General features: G+C 62.3%; 13 protein-coding genes. 8 read left to right on the plus strand and 5 right to left on the minus strand.

All coding sequences use genetic code 11. The features are described from left to right. Positions 1-101: 101 nt before the first annotated feature. The 5 genes from oscA (at position 102) to HBO12_RS12790 (ending at position 4,226) form a co-directional block, all read left to right on the plus strand. Positions 102-284, plus strand: a complete 183-nt coding sequence (gene oscA, locus HBO12_RS12770; RefSeq protein ID WP_029299482.1) for a sulfur starvation response protein OscA — start codon at positions 102-104, stop codon at positions 282-284. A gap of 75 nt (positions 285-359) precedes the next feature. Then, positions 360-1,370 carry a sulfate ABC transporter substrate-binding protein gene (locus HBO12_RS12775; RefSeq protein WP_169953946.1) on the plus strand — a complete coding sequence of 337 codons (1,011 nt, stop codon included), beginning with the start codon at positions 360-362 and terminating at the stop codon, positions 1,368-1,370. A gap of 167 nt (positions 1,371-1,537) precedes the next feature. Then, positions 1,538-2,356 (plus strand): sulfate ABC transporter permease subunit CysT, encoded by an 819-nt coding sequence (gene cysT, locus HBO12_RS12780; protein ID WP_029299485.1) that lies wholly within the window; start codon positions 1,538-1,540, stop codon positions 2,354-2,356. A 13-nt stretch (positions 2,357-2,369) separates the two neighbouring features. Next, complete coding sequence (gene cysW, locus HBO12_RS12785; RefSeq protein WP_029299486.1) at positions 2,370-3,242, plus strand: sulfate ABC transporter permease subunit CysW; 873 nt, start codon at positions 2,370-2,372, stop codon at positions 3,240-3,242. 3 nt (positions 3,243-3,245) lie between these two features. Next, on the plus strand, positions 3,246-4,226 hold the full coding sequence (locus tag HBO12_RS12790) for a sulfate/molybdate ABC transporter ATP-binding protein (protein ID WP_169953945.1): 981 nt from the start codon (positions 3,246-3,248) through the stop codon (positions 4,224-4,226). A gap of 105 nt (positions 4,227-4,331) precedes the next feature. Here HBO12_RS12790 and HBO12_RS12795 read toward each other — a convergent pair whose 3' ends face one another. Continuing rightward, positions 4,332-4,856, minus strand: a complete 525-nt coding sequence (locus tag HBO12_RS12795) for an Mpo1 family 2-hydroxy fatty acid dioxygenase (protein ID WP_169953944.1) — start codon at positions 4,854-4,856, stop codon at positions 4,332-4,334. An 83-nt stretch (positions 4,857-4,939) separates the two neighbouring features. Here HBO12_RS12795 and HBO12_RS12800 point away from each other — a divergent pair, with 83 nt between their 5' ends. Next, on the plus strand, positions 4,940-5,626 hold the full coding sequence (locus HBO12_RS12800; RefSeq protein ID WP_170042311.1) for a Crp/Fnr family transcriptional regulator: 687 nt from the start codon (positions 4,940-4,942) through the stop codon (positions 5,624-5,626). A gap of 128 nt (positions 5,627-5,754) precedes the next feature. Here HBO12_RS12800 and HBO12_RS12805 read toward each other — a convergent pair whose 3' ends face one another. From HBO12_RS12805 to HBO12_RS12815, 3 genes are read right to left on the minus strand one after another with little or no spacing between them, the layout of a single operon-like run. Continuing rightward, positions 5,755-7,365, minus strand: coding sequence for an arylsulfatase (locus tag HBO12_RS12805; protein ID WP_170042312.1), 1,611 nt, complete (start codon positions 7,363-7,365; stop codon positions 5,755-5,757). Between the two features lie 15 nt (positions 7,366-7,380). Continuing rightward, positions 7,381-8,196 (minus strand): ABC transporter ATP-binding protein, encoded by an 816-nt coding sequence (locus tag HBO12_RS12810; protein ID WP_169953941.1) that lies wholly within the window; start codon positions 8,194-8,196, stop codon positions 7,381-7,383. Beyond that, positions 8,193-9,791 (minus strand): ABC transporter permease, encoded by a 1,599-nt coding sequence (locus HBO12_RS12815; protein ID WP_170042313.1) that lies wholly within the window; start codon positions 9,789-9,791, stop codon positions 8,193-8,195. Before HBO12_RS12815 ends, HBO12_RS12810 begins: the two co-directional genes overlap by 4 nt. A gap of 286 nt (positions 9,792-10,077) precedes the next feature. Between HBO12_RS12815 and HBO12_RS12820 the strand changes: the two genes are divergently transcribed. Next, entirely contained in the window at positions 10,078-11,079 is a 1,002-nt protein-coding gene (locus HBO12_RS12820) for an ABC transporter substrate-binding protein (protein WP_170042314.1), read from the plus strand. Between the two features lie 198 nt (positions 11,080-11,277). Here HBO12_RS12820 and HBO12_RS12825 read toward each other — a convergent pair whose 3' ends face one another. After that, entirely contained in the window at positions 11,278-12,198 is a 921-nt protein-coding gene (locus HBO12_RS12825) for a LysR family transcriptional regulator (protein WP_169953938.1), read from the minus strand. A 181-nt stretch (positions 12,199-12,379) separates the two neighbouring features. On the opposite strand from HBO12_RS12825, the gene HBO12_RS12830 reads away from it, so the two are divergent. Continuing rightward, positions 12,380-13,285 carry a TauD/TfdA dioxygenase family protein gene (locus HBO12_RS12830; RefSeq protein WP_170042315.1) on the plus strand — a complete coding sequence of 302 codons (906 nt, stop codon included), beginning with the start codon at positions 12,380-12,382 and terminating at the stop codon, positions 13,283-13,285. Positions 13,286-13,318 lie beyond the last annotated feature (33 nt).

Raw genomic sequence — 13,318 nt, forward strand, 5'->3', positions numbered from 1 at the left:
TTAAATAGTATTTTTAAGAATATCCGCGCTTATCTACTATCGCTCTCACGCCGCAAGCAGTGCCGCCACTGCCAGGCACTTCTCATTTCAGGAGCACGACCATGAGCGCATCTCTACGCAGCGTTGACGGCCAGGACGAAGCAGCCATTTTGCGCGAGATCCAAAGCGCATTGCGTGACCTGCGTTTTGGCGCAGTGGAAATCACCGTACACAACGCACAAGTGGTGCAGATCGAACGCAAAGAGAAATTCCGCTTGCAGAGCCCGGGCAACAAACCGAGCTGAGGCAACACGGCGCTTCGATTGCGGGACCCGTACTAATAAGAAAAGCCAACACCCAAGAATTTCAGGAGCTTGTCTATGTCGTCGATTCGCCGTTATGCCCTGGCCGCCCTGGCCAGCGCCGTGTTTGCCGGTTCCGCAGTGGCCAAGGATTACGAGCTGCTCAACGTTTCCTACGATCCGACCCGTGAGCTGTACCAGGACTACAACGCTGAATTCACGGCTTTCTGGAAGAAGGCACACCCTGGCGACAACGTGAAGATCCAGCAGTCCCACGGTGGTTCGGGCAAGCAAGGCCGGGCGGTGATCGACGGCCTGCGCGCCGACGTGGTGACCCTGGCCCTGGCCGGCGACATCGACGAAATCGCCAAGCTGGGCAAGACCCTGCCAGAGAACTGGCAGACCCGCCTGCCTGAAGCCAGCACGCCATACACCTCGACCATCGTGTTCCTGGTGCGCAAGGGCAACCCCAAGGGCATCAAGGACTGGGGCGACCTGATCAAAAATGACGTATCGGTGATCACGCCAAACCCGAAAACCTCCGGCGGCGCCCGCTGGAACTTCCTCGCGGCCTGGGCTTATGGCCTCAAGGCCGGTGGCAGCGAAGCCAAGGCCCAGGAATACGTGAAAGAGCTGTTCAAGCACGTGCCGATCCTCGACACCGGTGCTCGCGGTTCGACCATCACCTTCGTCAACAACGGTCAGGGTGACGTGTTGCTGGCCTGGGAAAACGAAGCGTTCCTGGCCCTCAAGGAAGATGGCGGCGCTGACAAGTTCGACATCATCGTGCCGTCCCTGTCGATCCTCGCCGAGCCACCCGTGGCCGTGGTCGACAAGAATGCCGAGAAAAAGGGCAACACCGAAATTGCCACGGCGTACCTCAACCACCTGTACAGCCCGGCTGGCCAGGAGATCGCGGCGAAGAACTTCTACCGCCCGCGTGACAAGGATGTGGCCGCCAAATACGCCCAGCAGTTCCCGAAACTGGACCTGGTGACTATCGACAAAGACTTCGGCGGCTGGAAAACTGCCCAACCGAAATTCTTCAACGACGGTGGCGTGTTCGACCAGATCTACACTGCCCAATAACCAACACGGCCTCCCTGTGGAATGCGACTTATGTGGGAGCGGGCTTGCTCGCGAAAGCGGTGTGCCAGTCAACGCATTTAGTGACTGACACACCGCTTTCGCGAGCAAGCCCGCTCCCACGTGAGTTCGTTCCTGCAGTGGTATTGAACTGTTAACCAAGGACTTTTATGTCGCGTCGTATCTCCCCCGTCATACCCGGCTTCGGGCTGACGCTGGGCTACACCTTGGTGTACCTCAGCCTGATTGTGCTCATACCGCTGGCGGCCATGTTCGTCCATGCCGCCCAACTCACCTGGGATCAGTTCTGGGCCATCATCTCGGCGCCGCGGGTCTGGGCAGCCTTGAAGTTGAGCTTCAGTACCGCCCTGTACGCCGCGCTGATCAACGGCGTGATCGGTACGTTGCTGGCGTGGGTGCTGGTGCGCTACACCTTCCCCGGGCGCAAGATTATCGACGCGATGATCGACCTGCCGTTCGCCCTGCCCACCGCCGTGGCCGGTATTGCGTTGACCGCGCTGTATGCGCCGTCCGGCCTGGTCGGCCAGTTCGCCACCGACATGGGCTTCAAGATCGCCTACACCCCTTTGGGCATCACCCTGGCCCTGACCTTCGTCACCCTGCCCTTTGTGGTGCGCACCGTGCAGCCGGTATTGGCCGATATCCCCCGGGAAATCGAAGAAGCCGCCGCCTGCCTGGGCGCCAAGCCCTTGCAGGTGTTCCGCTACATCCTCGTGCCGGCGCTGCTGCCAGCCTGGTTGACCGGGTTTGCCCTGGCGTTTGCCCGTGGCGTGGGTGAGTACGGCTCGGTGATTTTCATTGCCGGCAACATGCCGATGAAAACCGAGATCCTGCCGCTGCTGATCATGGTCAAGCTCGACCAATACGACTACACCGGCGCTACCTCCATCGGCGTGCTGATGCTGGTGGTTTCCTTTGTCCTGCTGCTGCTGATCAACTTGTTGCAGCGGCGCATCGAACACCCATAAGGAGGCGCGGAACATGTCCCAATCGTCTATTTCCGCCGCGTCTTCGGCCAACGCTGCCCGCCGTGGCAGTGCGGTTTCGCGCCGTATCCTGATCGGCCTTGGCTGGCTGATCTTCGCCCTGTTTTTGCTGTTGCCGCTGTTTATCGTGGTGTCCCAGGGCCTCAAGCTCGGCCTGGGTGCGTTCTTTGCCGCGATCTTTGAGCCCGACGCGCTGTCGGCCTTGAAGCTGACGGTGATTGCCGTGCTGATCTCGGTGCCGCTCAACCTGGTGTTCGGCGTCAGTGCGGCCTGGTGCGTGAGCAAGTACTCGTTCCGTGGCAAGAGCATGCTGGTGACCCTGATCGACCTGCCGTTCTCGGTCTCGCCAGTGATCGCCGGCCTGGTCTACGTGCTGATGTTCGGTGCCCAAGGCTTCTTTGGGCCGTGGTTGCAGGATCACGATATCCAGATCGTCTTCGCCTTGCCGGGCATCGTGCTGGCGACGATCTTCGTCACCGTGCCGTTCGTGGCCCGTGAGCTGATCCCGCTGATGCAGGAGCAGGGCACCCAGGAAGAAGAAGCCGCGCGCCTGCTGGGCGCCAATGGCTGGCAGATGTTCTGGCATGTCACCGTGCCCAACATCAAGTGGGGCCTGATCTACGGCGTGGTGCTGTGTACTGCGCGGGCAATGGGTGAGTTCGGCGCGGTGTCGGTGGTGTCCGGCCACATTCGCGGCGTGACCAACACCTTGCCGCTGCACGTCGAGATTCTCTACAACGAATACAACCACGTCGCCGCGTTTGCGGTGGCGAGTCTGTTGCTGATCCTGGCGCTCTTCATCCTGCTGCTCAAGCAGTGGAGCGAGAACCGTATTAACCGCCTGCGCGCCGGTGCGGCTGAGGAATAAGTCATGTCGATCGAAGTCCGTAACGTCAGCAAGAACTTCAACGCCTTCAAGGCCCTGGACAGCATCAATCTGGATATCCAGAGTGGCGAGCTGGTGGCATTGCTTGGCCCCTCCGGCTGCGGCAAGACCACCTTGCTGCGCATCATTGCCGGCCTGGAAACCCCGGATGCCGGGAGCATCGTGTTCCACGGCGAAGACGTGTCCGGCCACGATGTGCGTGATCGCAACGTCGGTTTTGTGTTCCAGCACTACGCGCTGTTCCGCCACATGACCGTGTTCGACAACGTCGCGTTCGGCCTGCGCATGAAACCTAAGAGCCAGCGCCCGAACGAAACCCAGATCGCCGCCAAGGTCCACGAACTGCTGAACATGGTGCAACTGGACTGGTTGTCGGATCGCTACCCGGAACAACTCTCCGGCGGCCAGCGCCAGCGGATCGCCCTGGCCCGCGCCCTGGCGGTGGAGCCCAAGGTGCTGCTGCTCGACGAACCCTTCGGCGCCCTGGACGCCAAGGTCCGTAAAGAGCTGCGCCGCTGGCTGGCCCGCCTGCACGAGGACATCAACCTGACCTCGGTGTTCGTGACCCACGATCAGGAAGAAGCCATGGAAGTTGCCGACCGGATCGTGGTGATGAACAAAGGCGTGATCGAGCAGATCGGCTCGCCGGGCGACGTCTACGAAAACCCGGCCAGCGATTTCGTCTATCACTTCCTCGGCGACTCCAACCGCCTGCACCTGGGCGAAGACCAGCACCTGCTGTTCCGCCCGCACGAAGTGTCGTTGTCACGCCATGAACTGGAAGACCACCACGCTGCGCAAGTGCGCGACATCCGCCCGCTGGGCGCTACCACGCGGGTCACGCTGAAGGTCGAAGGCCAGAGCGAACTGATCGAAGCGGAAGTGGTGAAGGATCACGACAGCCTGACCGGGCTGGAGCGGGGCGAGACGTTGTTCTTCAAGCCCAAGGTCTGGCAAAAAGCCTGAGTCTCTGGCCTGCACCAATCACCTGTAGGAGCTGGCTTGCCTGCGATGCAGACACCTCGGTGTATCAGTCACACCGCAGTGATGCTATCGCAGGCAAGCCAGCGCCTACACAGGTGTGTGTCGAGCGAGCGCGCGCACCGGCCCCGACCGCTCTTCAATCTGCCGCTTGAGCTCATGGCGTAACCCCAGCAAAAACGCCAACTCCGCCACCACAAACAGCGGCCCCACGATCAGCCCGGACACGTCATCGACAAAGGCCGGCTTGCGCCCCTCGTAGTAATGGCCGACAAACTGGATCACCCAGCCCAGCACAAACAGGCCGATGCCGCTGCTGAGCCACACCAGCGTGCTTTGCGCCGCCAGCACATGTCCAGCCCAGACCGACAGGCCCATCAGCACACTCATCAACACCCCCAGCGCCAGTTCCAGGCGCAGGTAGAACCCTGCAGAAAACAGCGCCAGCAGCACCGCCGGTGATAGCCACAGGCCGGCCACCTGCCATTCGGGGCGTGACAGCAGCACGGCGACGGCCACCACTATCATGGGGATGCCGATAAAGTGGCTGGCGATGTTGCGCGGGTCGCGGTGGTAGGCAGCGTATTGGCTGAGGTGGTCGACGAGGCTTTTCATTGTTATTCCTCCTGTAGGATGCTTGATCATGCCCTGTAGGACTGCGACAAACTGTCAACTGGGCGACAATCTTTGGAGTTCTCATGGACGCAGAGTCTTGGCATGGGCGCCTGTCCAGCGGCCACTGGTACCGCCATCTGCCTGCTCCCTTGCAGCATAGCTTGCTGGCCCACGCCCGCGTGCGGCAGCTGGCGGCGGGGCAGGTGCTGTTCAAGCGCGGTGATCCGCCATGTGGCTTGTATGCGGTGCTCGATGGCAGCCTGCGGATCAGCGCAGTGAGCGCCCAGGGCAAGGAGGCGTTGTTGAGCCTGGCGCAAGCGCCCTTCTGGTTTGGCGAAATCGCCGTGTTCGACGGCCTGCCACGCACCCATGACGCTTGTGCGGTCGGGCCTTGCACGCTGTTGCAGGTGCCGCAGTCGGCGATCCTGCACTTGCTTGCGCAAAGCCCGGCCTATTGGCGGGACATGGCGTTGTTGATGAGCCAGAAGTTGCGGCTGACCTTTATCAATATCGAGCAGTTGAGCCTTGCGCCGGCGTCGGTGCGGGTGGCCCATCGGCTGTGGATGATTGCCGAGGGTTATGGCGAGATCGACGGCTCGCGGCGCGTGGTGCAACTGGCGCAGGAAGATTTGGCGGCGATGCTGGGTGTGTCGCGCCAGACGATCAATGCGCTGCTCAAGACGTTGCAAGAGCAGGGCGTTGTGCGGTTGGGGTATGGGGAGATTGAGATACTTGATGCCCTGCGGTTGCGGGAGATGGCGCAGGGGTAGGCGGTGCCTGTAGCGGCCCTTTCGCGAGCAAGCCCGCTCCCACATCCGACCACATTCCAAAGAATGTACTCGGTCAAATGTGGGAGCGGGCTTGCTCGCGAAAGGGCCCTCCCAGGCACTAAATAACCTCAGTCCGGCTGAAACGGCGAAGCACTCAGCACCACCCCGGTCTCCTCCACATACTGCTGCCAATGGCCAATCAAGGTCGCCAGCTTTTCCGGCTGGCTCAACGCCAGGTCATGGATCTCTCCAGGATCCCTGCCCAAGTCATACAGCTGCCAGGTCGCCGGCCCCACGGGCCCTGGGATGTACACCGCCTTCCACTGCCCCTGGCGAATCGCCCGGCGGCCGAACAGTTCCCAGCCGGTGACGGTATGTTCGTCGTGCACCTGCGCGGTTTCCCCAGATAAAAAGCCCAGCCACGACTTGCCCCGCAGCGGCGCAATCGGCTTGCCGCGCCACTGTTTGCCGGGGTGGCGCACGCCGGCCAGGTCGAGAATGGTCGGGGTGATATCCATCACCGTGCCAAAGCCATGGCTGATCCGACTCTTGAGTGCCAACTGCGGGTAATGCACCAGCGCCGGCACGCGGATCCCGCCTTCGGTGGTGAAGGCCTTGAACAGGCGCGACGGCGCGGTGGCCACCTGGGCCCAGGACGGTCCGTACCAGACATAGGAGTTGGCGCGGCCGATGTTGCCCAGGCTGTTGTCGTAATGCTGGTTGAGGTAAGTCAGCAGCTCAGGCCCGAATTTGGGGAAGGCTTCCAGCAGCGCGCCCTCGGCGCCGTTGTCGGACATAAACAGGATGAAGGTATTGTCCAGTTGCCCCTGCTGGCGCAGGTACTCCACCACCCGGCCGATGTTCCAGTCCATGCGCTCGACCATCGCCGCATACACTTCCATGGCCCGCGCCGAAACCTGGCGTTGTTCATCGCTCAGGGCCGCCCACTGGGTGTTCAGCTCGATCAGCGGATGGGGCTCGACCTCGGCATCGATCAGTCCCAGGGCCTTGAGTTTTTCCAGGCGCTCCAGGCGCAGCACCTCGGGGCCGGCGTCGTAGCGGCCACGGTATTTGTCGACGATCTCTACCGGCGCCTGCAACGGCCAGTGCGGGGCGGAAAACGGCAGGTAGGCGAAGAACGGCCGGGCCTGGTCGCGTTCCTTGAGGTACTGCAAAAGCTTGTCGCCAAAGGCATCGGAGGAATAGAAACCTTCGGGCAATTGCTCGACGAAGCGGTCGTCCTCGATATACAGCGCCGGGGTGGATTTGAGCAGGCCAGGGGTGGTGTCGTCGTAGGGCGGCTCGAAACCATAGTGGTTGGCCGCCCCCGGCAGCAGCGAAAACGAGCGCTCGAAACCCCGGGCGTGGGGCGCCAGTTCGGCGGTCAGTCCCAGGTGCCATTTGCCGCTCATCAGGGTCTGGTAGCCGGCGTCGCGCAGCAGTTCGGGCAGGGCCACCACCTTGTCGTTGAGGTAGCCCTCATAGCCCGGCTTGCCGATCAGCTCCGGGGTCAGCGCCTCGGCCATGGTGCCGATGCCGGCGATATGGTGGTCGGTGCCGGTGAGCAGCATCGAACGGGTCGGCGAGCAGGTGGGCGCGGTGTGAAAATCGGTCAGGCGCAGGCCGTTGAGCGCCAGGGCGTCCAGGTGCGGCGTAAAGATCTCCCCGCCAAAGGCCCCGAGGTCGGAGAAGCCCATGTCATCGGCCAGGATCACTAGAAAGTTGGGACGTTGCGACATCAAGACACTCCTCATTCAGCAGGCAATAAACGCCAGGGGCAGGTCACGGATCTGTTCACGCAGCGGCGGCTGGTAATGGTCGTCGCTGATCAGCTCGTGCAGCAGTTCTTCGCGCAATTGGTGGAAGTCGAAACTGCTGCGCTGGCGCGGATGGGGCAGGGCGATATCCACCACCTGCTTGATCCGCCCGGGCCGGGGCTCCATCACCACCACGCGGTCGGCAAGAAAAATCGCTTCTTCCACATCGTGGGTCACCAGCACCGTGGTGATTCTGGCGCGGGCGCGGATCGCCAGCAGTTCATCCTGCATCTGCTGGCGGGTCAGGGCGTCGAGGGCGCCGAAGGGCTCGTCCAGCAACAGGATGCGCGGGCTGGCCACCAGGCCACGGGCGATTGCCACCCGTTGTGCCATGCCGCCGGACAATTGGTGTGGGTAGGCGCGGGTGAAATCGGTGAGGCCCACCAGTTCGATAAAATCGCTGATGCGCTGTTGGCGCTGGGCCTCGCTCAAAGGCTCGTTGACCAGGCCCAGGCCGATGTTTTCTGCCACCGTCAGCCACGGGAACAAACGGTGTTCCTGGAACACGATGCCGCGCTCGCCGCCGATGCCTTGCACTGCCTTGCCATCGACGCGGATTTCGCCGCGAAACTGCGTATCCAGGCCGATCAGCAGGCGCAGCAAGGTGGATTTGCCGCAGCCGCTGGAACCGACGATCGCGACGAACTCGCCCTCGGCAATGTCCAGGTTGAATTCGCGGATGGCCTCCAGCTCGAAGCCATCGACGTCGAAGGTCTTGCCCACATGGTTGAAGCTGACGATAGGTGCAGTCATGCGTGTCTCCAGCGCGTGGCGCGGGTTTCGATGCGTTGGCCGATAAGGTTGAGTGCCGCGCCCGTGAGGCCGACCAGGAGCATGCCGCTCATGATCAGGTCCATGCGCAGCAGCTGTTGGGCGCCGATCATCAGGCTGCCGATGCCGCCATTGGACGGCATGAAATATTCCGCGCCGATGGTGCCCAGCCAGGCGTAGATCAGGCTCAGGCGCAGCCCGGCAAAAATGCCCGCCGCCGCCCCCGGCAGCACCAGGCGGCGCAGGCGCAGGGCCAGGCTCAGGCGCAGCACCTGGGCGGCTTCATTGAGCTGCGGCGAGAGGTTGAGCACGCTGCGTTGGGTGGCGATAAACAGCGGGAAAAACGCGGCAAGGGCGATAAACACCGACTTGGCCAACTCCCCCAGGCCGGACCAGGCGGTAAGCAGCGGTACCCAGGCAAAAATCGCGATCTGGCGCAGCGCCGCCAGGGTCGGGCCCAGTACCCGCTCACTGCGGCGCGACAGGCCCAACAGCAGGCCAAGGGCAAAACCCAGCCCGCCGCCAAGGAGCAAGCCACTCAAGGTGCGTCCCAGGCTTTTGCCCAGGGCGCTGAGCAGGCTGCCATCGAATATGCCGCTGGCGGTGGTGTACAACACGGTCCACGGGCTGACCAGGATATTGGGATCGACCCAGTCCAGGGCTGTCGCCGACTGCCACAGCGCCAACAGGCTCAAGGGCAGCAACCACGGTTGCAGGCGTTGCCAGCCCTGGTAGTGCGGGCCACGGCGGATCTGCGCGGTCGCCGGATGGGGCCAGTGCACCCACTTGCGATCCAGCCAGCCAATGCCGCGATCCATCGCCACGCCCAGCACGCCAATGACCACGATGCATACAAATACGATATCGAGCATGAACAGCTGCCGTGCCCACACCATCAGGTAGCCGATGCCTTCGCTGGAGGCCAGCAATTCCACGGCCAGCAACGAGGTCCAGCCGGCGGCCAGGGCCAGGCGTACACCTGCCATGAAGGCGGGCAGTGCGGCGGGCAGGATCAGCCGGCGGATCAGCAGGTGCGTGGGCAAGCGCAGCACCCGCGCGGCCTCGCGTAAACCGGGCTGGGCGTCGCGCACGCCGACCAGGGTGTGCAGGGTCACGGGCACCACAATCGCCTTGACCAGCACCACCAGCTTGAGGGTTTCGCCGATCCCGAAAAACACCATGAACAGCGGGATCCAGGCCAGGGTCGGGACTTGCGACAGGGCGCTGAAGGTGGGGAACACCAGGCGCTCGGCGCGGGCACTCAAGCCCAGCAGCGCACCCAGTAACGCCCCGGCGCCGACCCCTGCGAGCAAACCCCAGAACAGCCGTTGCAGGCTGATCGCCAAATGGCTCCACAACTCGCCGCCGGCCAGTTCCACGGCGCTGCTCCAGACCAGCGCGGGGGCGGGCAATATCTGCTCGCTCATCCAGTGCTGACGGCTGGCCAGCCACCACAGCGCAAACAGCGTGAGTGGCAGCAGCCATGGCAGCAGGCGTTCACTCAGGTTCGGCCAATGTGCCCGCCCGGCCTTGGCAGGGGCGGCGAGCGGCAGGCTCAACAGTGAGATTCGGGCCATGGAAGACCTCCGTGGTCGGCGAGTTCGTTATGTGATTTTGATCTTATAAACAAACAATCAAGATTATTTAGGGATAAGAAAAACCATTTAAAGCCTCTGCCCGACACGCATCCAATGCATTTGGAGAATATTTTCCATGCTGTTGATGCATAACCCTCTGGAACCGGCGTCTGCGGCTGCATAGTCCAAAAAGCTATTAAATTGTGAATTTATAGTATTTAAAGTTTTGATCGTGTTGTGCGTACTTTCTGCTCCAAAGGCCACCGCCGCCCACAGGAGCACCTCTATGAAACTGCCCTTTAAACGCTTGATCACCCTGGTCGCCGGCACCGCGCTCGCCGGGCTGGTGCATGCCGCCGACCTCAAGGAAATCCGCATCGCCGTGCCCGACCTGAGCGCCGGTACCCAGAACAGCGGTGGTGGCTTGACGGATGTGCTGAGGAGCCAGCAGATCTTTGAAAAAGCCTTCGCCGACCAGGGCATCAAGATCCAGTGGAATTACTTCAAGGGCGCCGGCCCCGTGATCAATGAAGCCTTTGCCAACGGCCAGGTGGACCTGGCTTACCTGGGCGACCTGGCAGCGATCATCGGCCGTTCCAATGGCCTCGACACCCGCCTGTTGAGCGCCACCGCTCGCGGGGTGAAGCAATACCTGGGCGTGGTGCCGGGCTCGGGGATCAAGACCTTGCAGGACCTTAAGGGCAAGCGTGTGGCGGTGTTTCGCGGCACGGCCACCCAGTTGTCCCTCAACGGCGCCCTGGCCAGCCAGGGCTTGAGTGAAAAGGACCTGAAGATCATCAACCTGGATTTCAACGCCGCCGTGGCCGCCCTGGCCGCCAAGCAGATCGATGCGACCTGGGGCGGGTCGAACCTCAGTTCATTGCAGGCCAAGGGCCTGGCCGAAATCCCCCTGACCACCAAGGACCTTGGCGACGCAGGCAGCATCCAGGCGGTGCTGGTGGGCAGCGGCACGTTTGTCGACGCCCATCCCGAGGTGGTGGCCAAGCTGCTCAAGGCGCAGCAGCAGGCGGTGCAGTGGTTGACCGATGACAACAACAAGCAGGCGTATATCGATTTGGTGTCGGGGCTGGCGAGTTATCCGCCGGTGATTCTGACCAATGATCTGAAGGATCAGAAACTCAGTGAGATTTTCCCGTCGACGTTGGATCCGGTGTTCCTGGGCAAACTGCAGGACGCGGTGGATCTGGCCTCGAAGGAGCGGCTGATTCGCAAGTCGTTCCAGGTCAGTGATTGGGTGGTGCCGGGGTTGGCGGCGGCGCAACTGTAGGAGACTTCAACGATAACGCGGGGTGCCTGGTGCCCCGCAGTGTGCTCAGGTTTTTCGCCGGCAAGCCGGCTCCTACAGGGGCCCGCTAGACCGCGAAGTGAAATCTACAGTGCATGAACGGGCCTCATCGCAGGCAAGCCAGCCCCCACATGGGAGTGCGGTCAAATGTGGGAGCTGGCTTGCCTGCGATGGCGCCCTTCAGACCGCCACATCCACCTCCTGCCGATCCACCGCCACCAACGTCTCGATCATCGCTTTTGCCGCCGGCGACAAGCGCGAGCCGGTGCGGCTGACGATCCCGCACCGCGCGCTCATGGTCTCCATGTTCTGTGGCAGGTTGCGCCAGTGCAGCAGCACCAGGGCGCCGCGGGCGATGTCCTCGGCAAAGGCTTCCTCGGTGCCCACGCCAATGGCGTTGGACTGCAACACGATCTTCACCAGCGCCGGGAAGTGTTCGGTCTGGATGCTCGGTGAAAAGTCCATGCGCCCGCTGAGGTTCGCCAGCAGTTTGCGAATGCCCTGGGAGATCAGCGGCGACGCCAGCGGGTAGTCGAACATGTCGTTGGTCGAAAGGCTGTCCTTGGCCAGCAGTGGGTGGCCAGGCCTGCAAAAAAATACCCCGCGCTTGGGCGAAAGCGCCTGGGTCTGAAAATTCGGATCGGCTTCGAACTGGCGGATGTCGGCGATAAAGAATTCGATCTCTTCCCGGCTCAGGCTGCGGCTCAGGGTTTCCCAGTTATCCACCTGAAATCGCGTGCGGATTTTCGGGTGCGCGTTGACGAAGCGCGCCACCGCGTCCGGCACCAGCTTCACCGCTGGCGCCGGGCCGCAACCGAAGCGCAGTTCGCCGGCATCGAGCTTGGTCATGCGCGTCACTTCACTGCTCAGCAGCGCGGCGCCGTGCACCAAGCTCAGGGCATGTTGCAGCACCACCTGGCCTTCCGGGGTGGGGCGCAGATCCTTGTGGCCACGGTCCACCAGCACGCAGCCAAATTCCTGTTCCAGGCCCTGGATGCTGCGGCTGAACGCCGGTTGCGTGATACCCATGGCGTCGGCCGCGCGCACAAAACTACGGTGTTCGTTGAGGGCGATGAAGTAGCGCAGTTGGCGAAGATCCATATGCTTTCCCGGCATTTTAAAAATAGGTCGAAGGCATTTGCGACCAGGGGAGCTGAGGTTTTAAATGCAAGCTCTTATTCCGTCAACGAAGCATGTGTTCATTTGCTAGACCTAAATTGCATATGAATAGAGCGTTGGCACAGCGTCACCCAACCGTAAGCAGACACATGAGGGTCATCCAATGAGCAATGCCGCACTCGCTGTTCAACCCGTCGCCCTGGCGCTGGATATCCACCCGGTCGCCGGGCGTATCGGCGCCGAGATCCGGGGCATCAAACTGTCCGGCGACCTCGACGCCGCCACCGTCGACGCCATCCAGCAAGCGCTGGTGCAGTACAAGGTGATCTTCTTTCGGCAGCAGACTCACCTCGATGACCAGAGCCAGGAAGCGTTTGCCCACTTGCTCGGCGAGCCGATTGCCCACCCCACGGTGCCGGTGCGCGATGGCACGCGGTTTTTGCTGGAACTTGATGGCGCCCGTGGTCATCGTGCCAACTCCTGGCACACCGATGTGACCTTCGTCGATGCGTACCCCAAGGCCTCGATCCTGCGTTCGGTGCTGGCGCCGCCATCGGGTGGCGACACGGTCTGGGCCAACACTTCCAGCGCCTACAACGACTTGACGCCCGAAGTGCGCGCGCTGGCCGACACCCTGTGGGCGGTACACAGCAACGAATACGACTACGCCGCGCGCAAGCCGGATGTGGCGCCTGAAAAGCTCGAGGAATACCGCAAGATTTTCACCTCGACGGTGTACGAGACCGAGCACCCGGTGGTGCGCGTACACCCGGTCAGCGGCGAGAAGACCTTGCTGCTGGGGCATTTCGTCAAGCGCCTGAAGGGCTACTCGCAGGCCGATTCCGCGCACTTGTTCAACTTGCTGCAAAGCCACGTCACCCGCCTGGAAAACACCGTGCGCTGGCGCTGGAACACCGGCGACGTAGCGATCTGGGACAACCGCGCCACCCAGCATTACGCAGTGGATGACTACGGCACCCAGGAACGCATCGTGCGCCGCGTGACCCTCAAGGGTGATGTGCCGGTGAGCGTGCAGGGGCAGCGGAGTGTGACGACCAAAGGCGCGTAACCCACCGCAGATCAAATGTGGGAGCGGGCTTGC

It is taken from the genome of Pseudomonas sp. WS 5059, assembly GCF_012985525.1.
Classification (GTDB): Bacteria; Pseudomonadota; Gammaproteobacteria; order Pseudomonadales; family Pseudomonadaceae; genus Aquipseudomonas.